This window comes from Streptomyces sp. NPDC104814, assembly GCF_055583185.1.
The window spans coordinates 92795-109163 of the sequence record NZ_JBVJOL010000004.1 but is presented as its reverse complement, the minus strand read 5'-3'; the positions used below and the strand labels follow the sequence as shown (position 1 = coordinate 109163).

At 73.8% G+C, this 16369-nt stretch carries 16 protein-coding genes; 7 read left to right on the top strand and 9 right to left on the bottom strand.

Annotated features, from left to right (window positions below; genetic code table 11):
* Positions 1-49 precede the first annotated feature (49 nt).
* Positions 50-1843 carry an RICIN domain-containing protein gene (locus tag ACZ64A_RS16325; protein WP_469810955.1) on the top strand — a complete coding sequence of 598 codons (1794 nt, stop codon included), beginning with the start codon at positions 50-52 and terminating at the stop codon, positions 1841-1843.
* Positions 1844-1905: 62 nt separating this feature from the next.
* On the opposite strand, the gene ACZ64A_RS16320 is transcribed toward ACZ64A_RS16325, so the two are convergent.
* From ACZ64A_RS16320 to ACZ64A_RS16295, 6 genes are all read right to left on the bottom strand, one after another.
* Positions 1906-2655, bottom strand: coding sequence for a GntR family transcriptional regulator (locus ACZ64A_RS16320; protein WP_469810954.1), 750 nt, complete (start codon positions 2653-2655; stop codon positions 1906-1908).
* Between the two features lie 128 nt (positions 2656-2783).
* Complete coding sequence (locus ACZ64A_RS16315; RefSeq protein ID WP_469810953.1) at positions 2784-3950, bottom strand: serine hydrolase domain-containing protein; 1167 nt, start codon at positions 3948-3950, stop codon at positions 2784-2786.
* Positions 3951-4063: 113 nt separating this feature from the next.
* Complete coding sequence (locus tag ACZ64A_RS16310; protein WP_469810951.1) at positions 4064-5032, bottom strand: acetylxylan esterase; 969 nt, start codon at positions 5030-5032, stop codon at positions 4064-4066.
* 125 nt (positions 5033-5157) lie between these two features.
* Positions 5158-5745: an Rv1733c family protein gene (locus tag ACZ64A_RS16305; protein ID WP_469810950.1), complete on the bottom strand. Its 588-nt coding sequence runs from the start codon at positions 5743-5745 to the stop codon at positions 5158-5160.
* A gap of 149 nt (positions 5746-5894) precedes the next feature.
* A complete protein-coding gene (locus ACZ64A_RS16300) occupies positions 5895-6650 on the bottom strand; it encodes a ferredoxin reductase (RefSeq protein WP_469810949.1) in 756 nt (251 codons plus the stop codon).
* Complete coding sequence (locus tag ACZ64A_RS16295) at positions 6643-7248, bottom strand: sulfite oxidase-like oxidoreductase (RefSeq protein ID WP_469810948.1); 606 nt, start codon at positions 7246-7248, stop codon at positions 6643-6645. Before ACZ64A_RS16295 ends, ACZ64A_RS16300 begins: the two co-directional genes overlap by 8 nt.
* A gap of 147 nt (positions 7249-7395) precedes the next feature.
* Between ACZ64A_RS16295 and ACZ64A_RS16290 the strand changes: the two genes are divergently transcribed.
* Positions 7396-8322, top strand: a complete 927-nt coding sequence (locus tag ACZ64A_RS16290; protein ID WP_469810947.1) for an NADP-dependent oxidoreductase — start codon at positions 7396-7398, stop codon at positions 8320-8322.
* Positions 8319-9035: a GNAT family N-acetyltransferase gene (locus ACZ64A_RS16285; RefSeq protein ID WP_469810946.1), complete on the top strand. Its 717-nt coding sequence runs from the start codon at positions 8319-8321 to the stop codon at positions 9033-9035. Before ACZ64A_RS16290 ends, ACZ64A_RS16285 begins: the two co-directional genes overlap by 4 nt.
* A 13-nt stretch (positions 9036-9048) precedes the next feature.
* Here the strand turns inward: ACZ64A_RS16285 and ACZ64A_RS16280 are convergent, their stop codons facing one another.
* Positions 9049-9489, bottom strand: a complete 441-nt coding sequence (locus ACZ64A_RS16280) for a MarR family winged helix-turn-helix transcriptional regulator (protein ID WP_469810945.1) — start codon at positions 9487-9489, stop codon at positions 9049-9051.
* Between the two features lie 79 nt (positions 9490-9568).
* Here ACZ64A_RS16280 and ACZ64A_RS16275 point away from each other — a divergent pair, with 79 nt between their 5' ends.
* Positions 9569-10609: an ABC-2 transporter permease gene (locus ACZ64A_RS16275; protein ID WP_469810943.1), complete on the top strand. Its 1041-nt coding sequence runs from the start codon at positions 9569-9571 to the stop codon at positions 10607-10609.
* 187 nt (positions 10610-10796) lie between these two features.
* A complete protein-coding gene (locus tag ACZ64A_RS16270) occupies positions 10797-11591 on the top strand; it encodes a putative protein N(5)-glutamine methyltransferase (protein ID WP_469810942.1) in 795 nt (264 codons plus the stop codon).
* 245 nt (positions 11592-11836) lie between these two features.
* On the opposite strand, the gene ACZ64A_RS16265 is transcribed toward ACZ64A_RS16270, so the two are convergent.
* A complete protein-coding gene (locus tag ACZ64A_RS16265; protein ID WP_469810941.1) occupies positions 11837-12451 on the bottom strand; it encodes a hypothetical protein in 615 nt (204 codons plus the stop codon).
* Between the two features lie 90 nt (positions 12452-12541).
* On the bottom strand, positions 12542-14620 hold the full coding sequence (locus tag ACZ64A_RS16260) for a SpoIIE family protein phosphatase (protein WP_469810939.1): 2079 nt from the start codon (positions 14618-14620) through the stop codon (positions 12542-12544).
* A gap of 266 nt (positions 14621-14886) precedes the next feature.
* Here ACZ64A_RS16260 and ACZ64A_RS16255 point away from each other — a divergent pair, with 266 nt between their 5' ends.
* Both ACZ64A_RS16255 and ACZ64A_RS16250 read left to right on the top strand, forming a co-directional pair.
* Positions 14887-15759 carry a hypothetical protein gene (locus ACZ64A_RS16255; protein WP_469810938.1) on the top strand — a complete coding sequence of 291 codons (873 nt, stop codon included), beginning with the start codon at positions 14887-14889 and terminating at the stop codon, positions 15757-15759.
* Positions 15760-15938: 179 nt separating this feature from the next.
* Positions 15939-16319: a hypothetical protein gene (locus ACZ64A_RS16250; protein ID WP_469811371.1), complete on the top strand. Its 381-nt coding sequence runs from the start codon at positions 15939-15941 to the stop codon at positions 16317-16319.
* Positions 16320-16369: the final 50 nt, after the last annotated feature.

Genomic DNA, 16369 nt, shown 5'->3' with positions numbered 1-16369 from the left:
CGCGCTATAGCCATTCGGCGTATGTTAGCGATCCCAAGGAGGAGGAGTCGTGCCCACTCCCCCCGCAAGACGAGCCGCCGTCGTCGTCGCCGCCGTCCTCGCCCTGTGCGGCGGCGGGCTGGCGGCGAGCCCCCCGGCCGCCGCCGCGGCCTACACCGTGACCGTCGGCGCGAAGGGCTCCTGGACCAATCCGGACGACACCCCGGCAACGCCGTACCTCGACCAGGACGGCACCTTCTACTTCCAGCAGTCCCACGCCCTCTACGGCGCGGACGACCCCCGCGAGTGGGGCTTCTACACCGGCAAGGACTTCGACAGCGCCACCCGGTCGAGCGCCCTGAGCGACGCCGTGAATCCGGCCGACCCGAACGACCGCAACAACGACACCACTTCACGCTGCAACAACAGCCCCACCGGCAAGGAAGCCACCTACGCACCCAGCGGCTCCCACTACGCGCAGAAGAACTACTGCGATCTGGCGGGCGTGTGGGTCGATCCCGACACGGGCGACTGGTACGGCCTGGTGCACAACGAGTTCACCCCGCAGCCCTTCGCCGACGGACTGCACTACGACGCCATCGACTACGCCGTCTCCCATGACCGGGGCCGCACCTGGACCGTCAAGGACCACGTGATCACCTCGCCGTACAGCACGAAGCGCGGTGACACGGCCGCCTTCCCGCAGCAGACGTACCACTACGGCGACGGCGACCCGCGCCTGTACGTCGACACCGCATCGGGTTACTTCTACGTCTTCTACGGCTCCCGGATCGTCGACAAGGGCGGCAGCTGGCGCGCCTTCCACGCGCACGTGGCCCGTGCACCGATCGCCGGGAAGATGGCGCCGGGCAGCTGGCGCAAGTGGTACGACGGCACCTGGTCCGAGCCCGGCACCGGCGGCCGCGAGAGCAACATGGTCCCGGTCGACTCCGCCCACCCCACCGGCTACACGCCCGCCGGACAGGAGTACGACCCGGCCACCCCCGGCACCGCCAACCAGCAGGTGGCCGCGGGGAAGATGCCCCCCACGTCCCCACTGTTCGTCATGGACATCACCTACAACGCGTATCTGGGTCTCTACATCGGCGAACCGCAGGCCGTCGACCAGAGCGGCAAGGCACCCCAGCAGTTCTACGCCACCGACGACCTCGCCTCGCAGAAGTGGCGGCTGATCGGCGACACCGGCAGCCACACCAACGCCTCCTGGTACCGCTGGTTCCTCGACCCCGCCAACCGCACCAGCAGCCAGATCGTCGGCAAGTCCTTCCGCTCCTACTGCTCCTTCGGGTGCTCGAACGACTCCTACGGCGAGTACGTCGACATCACCATCGGTGCCTCCGCCCCCGCCGCGCCGGTGCGCAGCGGCGCCACCTTCCGCATCGCCAGCGGTGACGGGCGCGTCCTCGCCCAGGGCGCGGGGGCCACCACGACGTCCCTGGCCGTCCCGACCGGCTCCCGCCGGGAGGCGTGGACCTTCACGGCCGACGGCGACGGCTCCTACCGCGTCGCCAACGCCGCCACGGGCCGGCTCCTCGGCGTCGACTCCAGCGCCACCTCCGGCCGCGCCTGGGGCGCGAAGCCCCTCGTGACCCGGGCCGGGACGGGCGGGCCCACGGTGGGGCAGCAGTGGTTCGTCGTCCCGGGCCGCACCGCCGACGGCACCCCGACCGGGAGCTACCGGCTGGTCAACCGCTACAGCGGGCTGGTCATCGGCCTCTCCGCGACGCGCGGCCGGTTCGCCGAGACCACACCCCTGCGCGGCTGGACCGACACCGGCGGCAGCCCGGTCGGTGGCTCCCGCACCGCGGCCGAGCAGACCCTGACCCTCACCCCGGTCCGCTGACCGCGGGCTGAGGACGGCCAGGACCCGCCTCCACGGGTCCCGGCCGTCGTGCGGGGGAGGGGTCAGCCGGCGGCCGGCAGCGTGAACTCGTAGACCAGCGCCTCCTGCTGGGCGTCCACGACCAGGTCGGTGACCTCCAGCGGGCGGGCGTACTGGTCGTGCACATACCGCGTCACACGCATCGACGGGCCGTCGTCGGGGCGGACGATGGAGTCACGGTGGTGCAGGGTCAGACCGGCGCGGCGCATCCAGTCGTAGACCCGGCGCAGCTCGGCCGAGGCGGTGCCGTCGGCGCGGTCACGGTAACGCGCCAGTTCCTCCACCTCGTTGAGCGCCACCGACGAGAAGGACGTCACGGCGGTTCGCCGGCCGCGCCCGTCGGCCGCGATGGAGTCGTAGCGGTGCACCAGGGTCGGCCGGTGCGGGGCGAGACCGAGCGCCTCGGCGTGCTGCGGCGGGGGCGGCTGCCAGGCCACGGTGGCCCGGGTCGGTCCGCCCCGGTCCGCGGCGTGGGCGCCGACCGGGAAGGTCAGCGCCTGGGCGAGGCGCGGGGCCGGGCCGGGCAGGGTGGCGTGGCTGCCCCGCCGGTCGGTGGCGACCAGGCCGCGGTCGCGCAGGACCTCCAGCGCCTGCCGCACGGTCTCCCGGCTGACGCCGTAGTACGCGGCCAAGTACCGTTCGCTGGGCAGTCGTTCGCCGGGCGGGACCGTCCCGCCGGTCAGTTCGGACAGCAGAAGCGTGGCGACGCGCCGGTAGAGCGGCTCGCCCTCGTCGGCGGTGTGCGGGTGGTCGAGCGGGGTGGTGCGGGCCATGCCGCGCCCTCCTGTGGGTGACGTACGTGTCGTTCGCGCTCAGTCGCCACCAGGATTACCATTGGTCTACACCAGCAGGGAAGCGGGGGCTGCCGGTTCGGCCGAAACGAGACCACCCGCGCCGGCCGTCACAGCGCCTCGTACAGGGCGCCGACCAGCGCCCTCTTGCGCGGGTCGTCGGCGATGTGCGGGCCCATCCGGTTCATCACGTAGCCCAGCGAGACCCCCGCGTCCGGGTCCGCGAGACCGCACGAGCCGCCGAAGCCGTCGTGTCCGAAAGCCTTCGGATCCGGACCGTAGGAGCCGTTCGGCCCGCTGAGCCACAGCCCGAGCCCGACCTCCGTCTCGTGCGCGAAGCCCGCGCCGAGCACCAGGTCGCGGCAGGCGCCCTGTCCCTCGCGCACCCGCTCGGCCGCCTCGGCGGACAGCAGTCTGCGCCCGCCGAACGCGCCCCGCCCGGCGAAGACGCCGTACAGCGAGGCGACCGCCCGCGCCGTGCCGTGCCCGTTCGCGGCCGGGATCTCCGCGGCCCGCCAGCGCGCCGAGTTGGCCTGCGCGGCGCCCACCGGCGGGTTGGCCAGCGCGGCCAGCGCCGCGGGCGTCAACTGTGCGAACGCGGCGGCCCGTTCACCGTTCGCCGGCGCCGGCGCATGCACCAGCTCGGCCGCCCGGTGCGCCTCGGATTCCGGCAGTCCGATGCTGAAGTCGATGCCCAGCGGGCCGGTCACCTCCCGCCGCAGGAACGCCCCCGGCAGCAGCCCGGTCACCCGGCGCACGACCTCGCCGACCAGGAAGCCGTACGTCAGCGCGTGGTACCCCGACACCGTCCCCGGCTCCCACCACGGCTCGGTCGCGGCGAGCCGGCGGGTCGTCAGCTCCCAGTCGCACAGCTCCTCGAAGGAGTGCGGTGCGCGCAGCCCCGCGAGACCGGCACGGTGCGACAGCAGATGCCGCACCAGCACCTTCTCCTTGCCGGCCGCGGCGAACTCGGGCCAGTACGCGGCCACCGGCGCGTCCAGGTCGAGCAGCCCCCGGTCCGCGAGGACGTGCGCGACGAGGGCGACCGGGCCCTTCGTCGTGGACCACACGTTCACCACCGTGTCGCGCGCCCAGGGCCGGGTGCGTGCCGCGTCCGCCCACCCGCCCCACAGGTCCACCACGGTCCGGCCGCCGACCGTGACGGCCACCGCGGCGCCGAGTTCGCCCCGCTGCCGGAAGTTCTCCTCGAACGCCTCGCGCACCGCCGTGAACCGGGGGTCGCAGTGGCCGTGCACCTGTGGCTCGGCGCGGGACATGGGCCCTCCTCGGGGTCGGCCGGGAACCCGGGGCCGCGGTCGTGCGGCGCCGGGCACCGGCAACGTACCGACTGGTCGGACCGGAAGGAAGAGGGCGACCGGAAGGAAGAGGGTCAGGCGTAGGAGCGCAGCCAGCGCAGCCGGGCCGCGTCCTGGTACGGGCCGCCGCCCTCGTGGTCGTTGAACTCGTAGACCTCGATGGCCTTGTCGTCGTGGGCCCAGGCGTTGAAGGCGGCGAACACCGTGGACGGCGGGCAGGTCTCGTCCTCCAGCGCCGCCGAGAACAGGGCGGGCGCCCGGCCGCGGGCGGCGAAGTGCACGCCGTCGAAGTACGACAGCGTGCGCAGCGCGTCCTCGGTGCGGCCGCGGTGCGTCTTGAGGTAGAGGCCGATCTCCCGGTAGGGGTGACGGTCGGTGAGGGTCGTCGCGCGCGGGAAGTCGCACAGGAACGGCACGTCGGGGGCGATCGCCACCAGGTCGGGCACCAGGCCGCCGACCGCGATCGTGATGCCCCCGCCCTGGCTGCCGCCGAGCGCCACGGTGCGCGAGGCGTCGGTGAGCGGATGCGAGCGGGCCGCCTCGACGGCCCGTACGGCGTCGGTGAACACCCGGCGGTAGTAGTAGTGCTCCGGGGCGTCGATGCCGCGGGTCATGAACCCCGGGTAGGCCGGGGCGCCGCCCACCGGGTCGGCGGTGCCGCCCCCGCCGCCCCATGCGCTGCCCTGTCCGCGCGTGTCCATCACGAAGTGCGCCCGGCCGCTGGAGGCCCACAGCAGGTGCTCGTGCGGCAGTCCCCGCCCGCCGCCGTAGCCGACGAACTCCACGACCAGGGGGAGCGGCTCGCCGGCTCCGGCGGGCAGTACGAGCCAGCCCTTGACCGGGTGGCCGCCGTACCCGGCGAAGGTCACGTCGTACACCTCGACGGTGGTCAGGCCCGTCTCGACCGGCTCGAAGCGGGCGCCGAGGTCGTGTTCGCGCGCCTCCTGCAGGGTCTTGGACCAGAACGCGTCGAAGTCCTCGGGCGCGGTGGACGCGCTGCGATAGTCGCGCAGTTCGTCGAGGGGCAGGTCGAACAGGGCCATGGGGGACCGCCTCGCAGGGTGTGGGACATGCGGAACGATCACACGGTACGTGGCGGTGAGAGCGCTTTCCAGATGCGGTCTCCGCGGGCGGTCGCCAGGTTCCGGGTCCGGCGTTCGGACGGCCGTCAGGCCGGCCGCCGCCGGGTCCACAGCGGTTCGGTGAGCGCCCAGTCCCGGTCCCACTCGTCGAGCCGGTGGCGCAGGGACACCCGGCGCACCACGCCGTGCGCGAGGAGCACGACGGCGACCGTACCGCCCGTGGCGGCGACCCCCATGGACAGGGTGTGCTGCCAGACGGCGGACTCGGTGGGAGGTGCGGTCACGTTATGGCCGTGGGCGTCGAACCAGACGTCGACGCTGTCGCCGGTGCGCGTGCCCGCCGGGACCCGCGCCGTCGCCGTGTGCGGGGTGCCGCGCGGATCGCTCCAGCGCACGGCCACCGGGGTGGTGTGCCCGGTGCCGCCTTCCACGCTCGGCGGTGTGTCCGGCGTCCTGCCCACGACCCTGGCGTGCACCTCGTGCCGGTCGGCGCGCTGCTGTGCCGCGACCGCCCGTGCCTCGCCGTGTGCCCACCAGCCGGTCAGTACCCCGGCCAGCGGCGCGCCGACGAGCAGGAGCGCCGCGACGACCATTGCCGTCCACGCTTCCACCACGTCGCACCTGCGCCGCAGCGGATTGCGCCGCCAGCGCCAGTTACGCACCCGGGTTCGCATGTCGACCTCCTCGCCGTCACGCGTGCGAGTGCCCACATGGATCTCGTACCCCGTCCAGCAGACATCCTTCACCGGATCCGCGCAAACGGGAAGTCCCGGGCGCCGCGGACCCGGCGGCCGGCGGTCAGTGGTCGGTGAGCGGTCAGCGGTCAGCCGAAACGTTCGATCCGGATCCGGTCCACCGGCTGGCCCGCCGCCACCAGCAGCCGCGAGGCGTGCTCGGCGAAGGCGTTCGACCCGCACACGTACGCCTCCCAGCCGCCCGGCGGCGCCTGTGCCACAAGCGGTGCCACCTGCCCGGCGTGCAGCCGTCCCACCGCCACCCTGGCCGGGGCGCGCCGGGTGTAGACCGGGGTCGTCTCGGGGCCGTACTCGCGTGCGTAGATCAGGTCCTCCGGGCTGCGCGCCGACACCAGCAGTCGCACCGGCGTGGTCAGCCCGCGCGCCCGGTGGTGGCGCACCATCGACATCAGCGGTACGACGCCGGAGCCGGCGCCGATCAGCAGCGCCGGCCGGTCGCCCGGCCAGGCGAAGAAGCCGCTGACCGGGCCGCGCACCTCGACGGTGTCACCGGGCCGGGCCACGGTGTGGAACCAGCCGGAGACCTCGCCGCCCTCGACGTGGTCCAGGGTGAGCTCGATGTGCCCGCTCTCGTCCGGCGCGGAGGCGATCGAGTAGTGCCGCTGGGCGACATAGCCGTCGGGCGCGGTGAGCCGCAGCATCAGGTGCTGGCCGGGCAGATGTCCCGGCCAGCCCGGCACCGCCAGCCGGAACGTGGCGGCACGCGCGGTCTCGCGGCGGATCTCGGTGAGGGTCGCCGTCCGCCACACGGAGGCGGCCTGCTCGCCGACGGCGATCCGTCCGGGCACGGCGAAGCGGGTCGGGGGCGTGAAGGTCTCAGTCACCGGAGTACCGCTGCTCCTGCCAGGGGTTGCCGCGCGGATGGTAGCCGTTCTTCTCCCAGAAGCCCGGTTCGTCGTGGTCGAGCAGGCGCAGGCCGGCGATCCACTTGGCGCTCTTCCAGAAGTACAGATGCGGCACCAGCAGCCGCGCCGGGCCGCCGTGCTCGGCGGGCAGCGGGCGACCGTCGTGGGCGAAGGCGATCCAGGCCCGCCCGCCGGCCAGGTCGGCGAGCGGCAGGTTCGTGGTGTACCCGGTGTGGGAGTAGGCGACGACGTGCGTGGCCGAGGCCTGCGGGCGCACCGCGTCGAGGAAGACGTCCAGGGACACGCCCGAGAACCGGGTCCCGAACCTCGACCAGCCGGTGACGCAGTGGATGGCGCCCTCGTAGCCGGACGCGGGCAGTTCCTGCGCCTGCGCCCAGTCCCAGCCGCGGGGGTGCTCGACCAGCCCGTCGATCCGGAAGGTCCACTGCTCCGGCGCGATGTCCGGGGTGACCTCGGCGGACAGCACGGGCCAGTCGTCGCCCGCGTCGTACTGACCCGGGGGCAGGCCCGGGTCCTGGACGCGGGGGCGTCCGGTGAAGCCTCGGGTGACGTTCATGATTCAACCGTAAGGGGTCGCAGAGCGTGCTCCGGCCTCGCCGTCCCCGGCGATCGTTGCGGCCGTATGAACTTCCCGCAGGCCGGGGAATACGGCCGCGCATCCCTCGCTTGCCGCCGGTGAACAGCGAAGGAGAGTGAGGAGCCCATGCCCAAGGCGTACGTCTTCACGCGGTACGGCGGCCCGGAGACCGAGGCGCTGGTCGACGTGGACCGTCCCCGGCCCGGGCCCGGTCAGGTCCTGATCGCGGTGCGGGCGGCCGGCGTGAACCCGGTGGACTTCAAGCTGCGCAACGGCTTGCGGCGCCCCGGCGACAGCGGCGAGCGGGACTTCCCGGCGTACTTCGGCAACGAGGTGGCCGGCGTCGTGGAGGAGACCGGGGCGGGCGCCGACGGCTTCGCGCCCGGCGACGAGGTCTTCGGCCGCCCGGTCGTCGGCGGGTGGTCGCAGTACGCGCTGCTGTCGGTCGATCTGATCGCCCGCAAGCCGGCCGGGGTGACCTTCGCCGCCGCGGCTACTCTGCCCGTCGCCGCGGCGACCGCCTATGACGGGGTACGGCAGCTCGGCCTGGCACCCGGCGCGACCGTGCTGGTCACCGGTGCGGGCGGCGGGGTCGGAGTGGCGCTCGCGCAGATCGCCCGCGCCCTCGGGCTGAGGGTGGTGGGGGTGGCGAGCGAGAGCAAGAAGGACCTCGTCGAGTCGCTCGGAGCGGTCCACGTGGCCTCGGGCCCGGGCTGGACCGAACGGGCGCGCGCTGCGGCGCCCGGCGGCATTGGCGGGATCTACGACCTGGTCGGCGGCGAGGTGTTCGCCGAGGCGGCGCGGCTGCGCACCGGCGGCGCCCGGCTGGTCACGGCCGCGGCGCCCCCGGACGAGGCCGAGCGACTCGGCGGCTCCCGCGTGGCCAGGGTGCGGGACAGCGCCGTCCTGGAGGCGGTGGCCGAGCTGGTGGCGAGCGGCGACCTCGACCCGCTCGTCACGGCGGTGTTCCCGCTGGAGCGGGCCGGTGAGGCGCTGCGCCTCGTCGAAGAGGGGCACGCCCGCGGCAAGACGGTGATCGAGGTGACCGCATGAGCGCCCCGCACGTCCTCGACAACCCGGCTCTCGCCTCGCTGACCGGGCCGCACGCTCCCTTCGCCGAGCGGCGCGGCCGGGTGCTGCGCTACCCGGTCGACGTGTCGCCGTGGCTGGCGCTGCCCGACGACCCGGACGCGCAAGACTGGGCGGACGTCGCCGCGCTCGCCGGTCCTGGCGCCGGGGTGCCGCTGGCCGGCTACACCGGCCCTGTCCCGGACGACTGGGAGGTCACCTTCCGTATCGAGGGGGTCCAGCTGGTGGACGACGGGCTCGCCGCCGCACCCGACCCGGAGGCGGTACGGCTCACCCCCGCCGACGTTCCCGAGATGCTGGACCTGGTCGCGCGCACCCGCCCCGGCCCCTTCCTGCCCCGGACCATCGAACTCGGCACCTATCTGGGCATCCGGCGCGGCGGGGCGCTGGTCGCCATGGCGGGGGAGCGGCTGCACCCGCCGGGCTGGACCGAGATCAGCGCCGTCTGCACCGACCCGGACTTCCGCGGCCAGGGCCTGGCGGCCCGGCTGGTCCGCGCCGTCGCGCACGGCATCCGGGCGCGCGGGGAGAGCCCGTTCCTGCACACCGGAGCCGGGAACACCAACGCGATCCGGCTGTACGAGTCGCTGGGCTTCCGGCTGCGCCGCCGGACCGCGTTCCTGGAGGCGAGGGTGCCGCAGGCGCTGGGGGAGGGGCGGGCCGTGCCGGTGGGGTAGCCGGGAGGGCGCCTCAGGCGTCCTTGTCCTGCGCCGGCGCCCAGGCGTTGTAGCGCACGAGGTAGTCGGCGAAGCGGGCCAGGTCCTCCTCGGGCCAGTGGGCGAGGCGCTCGCGGAAGGCGGCCCGGCGGCTGTCCGTGACCTGGGCGAGGATGCTGCGGCCGGCCTCGGTCAGATGCAGGACCTGGACACGGTGGTCCTCCGGGTCCAGCCGCCGCTCGATGAGGCCGGCCCGCTCCAGCGCCGCGACCTGGCGGCTGACCGTCGACTTGTCCAGGGCGTAGTGCGCCGCCAGGTCGGTGGCGCGGCAGCCGCCGCGCTCCTCCAGGTGCCCGAGCAGCGTGTAGGAGACCAGCGACAGCTCCGGGTGCATGCGCCCGGCCGACGCGCGGGCGCGGCGCGCGAAGATCGTCATCTCGCGCTGGATGGTCTCGACGGCATCGGCTGCGTTCACTTGCCCTCCTCCGGGGTTCTGGTTGTATAGTACAACTTGTAGTGAGAGTTGTATAAGCCAACCATTGGAGGAGTGAGCGATGAGGTCGCCCGCCGTGCGCCATGTGCTCACGCACCTGATCACCCCGCTGCTGATGTGCCTGGGCATGGGGCTCGCATACATGGGCGCGTTCGTCACCCCGGCGCCGCACCACCTCCCGGTCGCCGTCGTCGGCGCCGGACCCGAGGCCAAGGTGCTCGCACAGTCCGTCAAGGACGCCGCCGGCGACAAGCTCGACGTCCGCACGGTCGCTTCCCGGGACGCCGCCGTCGACCTGCTGAAGCACCGCGACATCACCGGCGCCTATGTGCCGGGCGCGGGCAGCCCCGAACTGGTCGTCGCCACCGCCGCCTCCGACATGGGCGCCACCGCCGTCGAGAAGGTCTTCACCCCCGTCGCCGAGAAGCAGGGCGCCCCGCTGAAGGTCACCGACGTGGCCCGGCCGGTCTCCGACGACCCCACAGGGCAGGGCCTGTTCTTCCTGCTCATCGCCGTCTCCATCGGCTCCTACGCCTCCGTCGCCGCGATCGGCGCCGCCGGCGGCGCGCTGGCGATGCGGGTACGCGCCCTGCTGGCGCTCGGCGTCTCGGCCGTCGTCGGCGGCATCGGCACGCTGCTCGCCGGTCCGGTCTTCCACCTCGCCCACCACGACCTCGCCGGGATCTTCGGCATGGCGTGGCTGTACTCCGCGGGCATCCTCTTCATCGGCGTCGGTCTGCACACCTTCCTCAAGCGGTGGACCACACTCGCGATGATGGTGCTGTTCGTGATGCTCAACTTCACCAGCTCCGGCGGGTTGTTCCGGCCCGAGCTGCAGAACGGCTTCTTCGGCTCCCTGCACGCCTTCTGGAACGGCGCCGGCTTCGTCGAGGGCGCCCGCAGCCTGCTGTACTTCGGCCAGGACGGCCTCGGCCGCACCCTGTGGACCCTGGCGGCCTGGCTGCTGGCCGGTCTCGCGGTGACCGGCGTGGCGGCCCTCCACGAGCGCCCCAAGGCGCCCGCGCCCGCACCGCAGCCGGAGGCAGAGGCGGCGCAGGAGGAGGCGGCGGAGGAAGAGGTCGAGGAGACCGTCGGAGTGTGATCACCGGGGGCGGCGCTGGGGTAGTGTGGCGGTCCGGCTGCGGACCGCCCCAGCCGTGCGTCACCCAGGGAGGTGGGACCCATCACCGCAAGGACAGGTCGGGTGCTCTTCCCTCGCCGCGCGCGGACCGCCGGCGACAGGTGACCCAGGAGAGCGCCCTTCGGCTACCGAAAGGCCCTCGGCTTCCATGCCCACATCCTCCCCCTCCGTCTCCTTCCCTTCCGTCGTCGCCCGACTGCGCTCCGCCGGCTGTGTCTTCGCCGAGGACGAGGCGCGGCTGATCCTGGACACCGCCCGCGGCGACGACGAGGCCGCCGCCATGGTGGAGCGCCGTGTCGCCGGGCTCCCGCTCGAACTCGTGCTCGGCTGGGCCGAGTTCCACGGCCTGCGCATCACCGTCGAGCCTGGCGTGTTCGTCCCGCGCCGCCGCACCGAGTTCCTCGTCGACCAGGCGCTCGCCCGGCTCCCGTACGCCTCGGTCGTGGTCGACCTGTGCTGCGGCTCCGGCGCGGTCGGCGCCGCCCTGGCCGCCGCGTTGCACGGCGTCGAACTGCACGCCGCCGACATCGACCCGGCCGCGGTGCGCTGCGCCGGGCGCAACATCGCCCCCTACGGCGGCCACGTCCACCGCGGCGATCTGTTCGCGGCGCTGCCGGACCGCCTGCGCGGCCGGGTCGGCATCCTCGCCGCCAACGTGCCGTACGTCCCCACCGCCGAGGTCGGCCTGCTGCCGCCCGAGGCCCGCGACCACGAGCCGCTGACCGCGCTGGACGGCGGCGCGGACGGCCTGGACGTGCTGCGGCGCGTCGCCGAGGGAGCGCCGCGGTGGCTGGCCCCGGGCGGTTGTCTGCTGGTGGAGACGAGCGAGCACCAGGCGCCCGCCGCTGTCGGGGCGTTCGGGCGCGCCGGGCTCGTCCCGCGACTGGCGGTGGCCGAGGAGGGCTACGCCCACGTGGTCATCGGGACCCGCCCGGCGGACTGAAGCCGGCCGGGCCGTCCCGGGGGAGAAGGTGCCCGGCCTGGGGGGCTTCCTCTTGCGGCCGTGCCGGCCGGCTTCGTCTTCCGGACGTGCCGGATGGCTTCCCTTTCCGGGTCTGCCGGGGAGGCTTCCCTTTCCGGGCCTGTCGGGCGCCTCCGCCTTCCGGCCTGCCGCGCGGCTTTCTCCCCGGGCCGCCGGGCGTTTTCTCCTCCGCTGCCGGGCGGTTTCCTCCTGCGGGCCGGTCGGTGTCAGGTGGTGGCTCCGCTGCCGGACGCGCTCGGCGAGCGCTCGTCGTCCCAGCGGTGGCCCCGGAAGCCGTCGCGGTGGTGGCCCGGGCCCCGGTCGGTGAAGTCGCCGGTCAGGGCGCGGATCGCCGTGCGCTTGCCGTCGGTGCCCCGGGTGCCGACCAGGAGGACCGTGTCACCCTTCTTCGGTGCTCCGCCGCGCACGGCGGCGTCCGAGCCCACCGTCCAGGTCCAGGACGTACCGTCCGCGCTCTTGACGGTGGTCTGGTCACCGGAGACCGACTCGACGGTGCCGCGCTGCCAGATCCGTACCACCCACTTGCCGGTGTCGGGATCCTTCACGGTGGCCTCGCCGTGCACGGCCTCGCCGAAGCCGAACCAGGGGCCGCCCCGCTCGTGCCGCCCGTCCGGTCCTCCCGGCGACGGTGACGACGACCCGGAGGCCCCGGGCGGCGTCGGAGAGTCGCCCGAGGTGGCGGCGTAGGCGACGGTCCCGCCCAGTGCCAGCACCGCGACGGCGGTCGCCGCGATCACCGTGCGGCCGCGCGCCGACCGGCGTCGCCACAGCTCTCGCGCGGACTCACGCTCCCGCGTGTTCCCCTGGTCCGGTTCCTGCATCGCGTTCACTCTCCTCGGCCGGCGTCACGGCACCCCTTCCTGTGATTGTCCGAGGGGCCCGGTAAGGACGGGGTAACGGCTGCCTGTGAATCAGCCCTCCTGCCGGACCCGTGCGATGAGCAGGGCCACGTCGTCGTGGTTGTCGGGGTGGTGCAGCGTGCGCAGCAGCAGGTCGCAGACCTCCTCCAGCGGCCGTTCCGGGCCGTCCAGCAGAGTGAGCAGGGCGGCGAGACGCTCGTCCAGGGAGTGCCGGCGGGTCTCCACCAGACCGTCGGTGTAGAACACCAGCTGGTCTCCGGGGCACACCTCGACGGTCGTGGTGGAGAAGGCGACCCCGCCCACGCCGAGCGGTGCGCCGGTCGGCAGGTCGAGCAGCTCGGGCGCCCGTCCGGCGCGCACCCGGGCCGGTGGCAGGTGCCCGGCGTTGGCGATCCGGAACTGGCCGAGCCGTGGGTCGTGCACGGCGTACACACAGGTCGCGATGGCCTCGTCCAGCCCGGAGGTGATCTTGTCGAGGTGCTCCAGGAGCAGTGCCGGGTCGAGGTCGAGGGAGGCGAGGGTGTTGGTCGCGGTGCGCAGCCGGCCCATGGTGGCGGCGGCGTTGATGCCGCTGCCCATCACGTCGCCCACCACCAGCGCCGTCTTGCCGTGCTCCAGCGGGATCACGTCGAACCAGTCGCCGCCGACCTCGGTCGTGGCGCCCGCCGGCTGGTAGCGGGAGGCGACCTCCAGGCCGCCGGTGAGCCGCGGATGGCTGGGCAGCAGGCTGCGCTGCAGGGTCAGGGCGGTGTTGCGGGCGCTCTGGTACCAGCGGGCGTTGTCGATCTGCACGGCGGCACGGGCCGCCAGTTCGCGGGCCAGCAGCAGGTCGTCCCGGCTGAAGGGGAGCGGGTTGCGGGTGCGCTTCAGATCGAGCGCGCCGAGCACCTCGCCGCGCGCGATGAGCGGCACGGCGAGATAGGAGTGCACGCCGGCGGTCTCCAGCAGTTGGGCCGCCTCGGCGGAGCGGGCGATGCGCGGCAGGTTCTCCGGCCGCACATGGGCCATCATGACCGGCCGGCCGGTGCGCACGCACTCGGTGACCAGCCGGTCCGGGCCGTACCGGGCGATCTGTCCCGGCGGGTCGGCCGCCCGCAGCGCCTCCGGGGCGTCTCGCGCCTGCACGGCGAGCGCCCGGATCACCGCCGCCTCCGCCGGGCCCAGGCTGCTGCGCCGGCCCTCCACGACCGCCTCCAGGAGGTCCACGGCGGCGATGTCGGCGAGCTCCGGCACGGCCACGTCGGCCAGTTCGTGCGCGGTGCGCTCCAGCTCCAGCGTCGTACCGATCCGGGCGGAGGCGTCGGCGATCACGGCCAGTCTGCGGCGGGCGGCCTCCGCCTCCACGCTCGCCTGGTACTGGTCGGTGATGTCCACGACGGACGCGGCCACGCCGAGCACGTTGTCGACGGCGTCCTCCAGGCGGTACAGCGAGATCGTCCAGGCGTGGTCCTCGCCCGGGTCGGCGGGGGTGCGGCCCACGATCGCCTGGTCGACCACCGGAAGTCCCGACGCCAGCACCCGCCGCGCCGCAGCCTCCAGGGCGTCCGCGTCCAGGTCCGGCAGCACCTCGCGCAGCCGGCGGCCCAGGTGCTGCTCGGCGGGCAGCCCGTTGATGCGCTCCAGCGCCGGGTTGACGGACACGAACCGCAGGTCGGTGTCCAGCACGGCGAGGCCGATCGGCGACTGGGTGACCATGCGCGTCGACAGCGCCACGTCCCGCTCCAGGCGGCGCACGGTGGACCGGTCGGCGCACAGGCCGAGCGCGTACACGTCGCCCCGGTCGTCCAGCAGCCGCATGTTGCGGAACTCCACCAGGCGCGTGGTGCCGTCCTTGCGCCGGACGGGGAAGGCGCCGGCCCAGCTCTGCCCGGTCTCCATGACGTCCGCGAACAGCTTCACGACGAGGTCGAGGTGCTGCTCGTGCACCATGATGTGGGCCGCGTACCGGCCGAGCGCCTCCTGCGCGGAGTACCCGAACAGCTCCTCGGCCTGCGGGCTCCACAGCACCACCCGCCCCTGTGTGTCCAGCACCACGGAGGCGACGCTCAGCACGTCGAGGAGGCCGCTGGGCCGCACGGGCCCGCCCGGCGGCTCATCGCCGTCGGTCACGGGAGATCTGGCTGACGTCATCCAGGTACCGCCTCCGCCCGTCCCTGCGGCACGCGTTCCCGGTGCCGACTCCCCATGTTGTACCGCGCACAACCCTTTCTCCTAAGCCTTCCTCCCTCACCTCCACCATCCCCCAACACGACCGGAAACGTCCCGGCGGGCGCGGCGCGCCTCCGCACGGTCGCGGCGTCGCCGGGCGGACGGCATCCGTTCATGTTTTGGTCTGTACATGACTATCAGGCGGCGCCAGACTGTGCCCGACCACCCCCTGACCGAGGAGTCGGCCCATGCCCCCACGCACCGTCCGGCAACGCTGTCGCACCGCCCTCACCGGCCTGGTGGCCCTCGCCTTCGTGCTCTGCGGCGCCCCGCACGCCACGGCCGCGGACACCTGGAACGAGGTCGGCTCCGACCGCGCCGACCCGCTCACCGAGAGCCAGGGGCTCGCCTCGATCGAGGTCCCGGCCGGCAGCCCCAACCGCTACACCGGCATCGGCACGATCCCGCTGAGCGTCTCCAGTCGCGGCTGGAACCATGTGGGCGACCCCGACGCCTCCTACGACGGCCACTACGTCGAGCCGTACCAGCGGGACTCCGGCGACGCGAAGATGTTCCGGGTGCGGGCACCGGGCGGCGGCTGGTCGGAGTACGTCCACACGCTGAGCCCGGGCGAGGCCCTGAACAACTCCTGGGTGGCGATCAGCCCGGACGGCCAGTGGATGCTCACCGGGGAGTGGGGCACGATGACCCGGCTGCTCGTCCTGCCCACGCCCGGCGTCAACCCGGCCACCTCGCCGTCGGCGAACCTGCCCCAGGCCGCGACGGTGAACCTCGACCGCCCCGTGCGGGACGTCCAGGGCTGCGACTTCGTCACCTCGACCCGGCTGCTGTGCGCCTCCGACGACCCCGACGGCACCCTGTTCGGCGTGACGAAGCCGCTGCTGCAGATCGACCTGTCCGCCGCGCCGAACGGCACCGCCGATGTGAACGGCCAGGTCAGCGCCGTGCGCCAGCTGCCGCTGCGCAGCGCCTGCTCCGGCACCTTCGAGGCCGAGGGTGTCGACTACGACCGGCGCACCGGCACCCTGCGCGTCATCGTCGTCTCGCCCGGCTTCTGCGTCCTGACCGACAGCAAGACCTACCGCCTGGTGCGCGGCTGAGTCCCCGCACCCGCCGCCCGTACGGGTGGCCGGGTCCCCGGACCCGCTCCGGCCGCCGGTGGCCTCTTTGGTGGCCCGCACCGGCGGCCGGTGCTTTTCTTGGGTGTGGGGGAGCGGTGTCGCGGGGAACCCGCACTGCCGCAGCGCGGTCATGGAAGGAGCAGTGCATGCACCAGCACATGGACAACGAGAAGGCACACCCGCACTCGGTCTCCCTGGAGATCAGTGACTGCACCAAGGAGGACGCAGGGATCGTCTTCGACGCGCTCTGCGGGTATTTCGAGTCCGACCGGTGCCACGAGGACGTGCCGCAGCAGTTGTCGGAGGTCCGTCCGATGGTGTGGCTCGGCACCTTCGACGTCGACGACGCCCACGAGGGGGCCGAGAAGACGGTGCACCCCGCTCCGCTGCAGGGCAGCGTCACGGCGGACGTCCAGGGCGGCTACTGGGCGATCGACCGCTTCCGCAAGACGCTCGACGACCTGTTCACCGTGCAGGACCTGAGCCACGCCTCGGGCGATCAGGAGCGGGAGATGCACCTGCGGCTGGAGCGCAGGTGACACGGCAGGTCGACGGCCGGCCGACGACGGGCGGGTGATACCGGCCACCT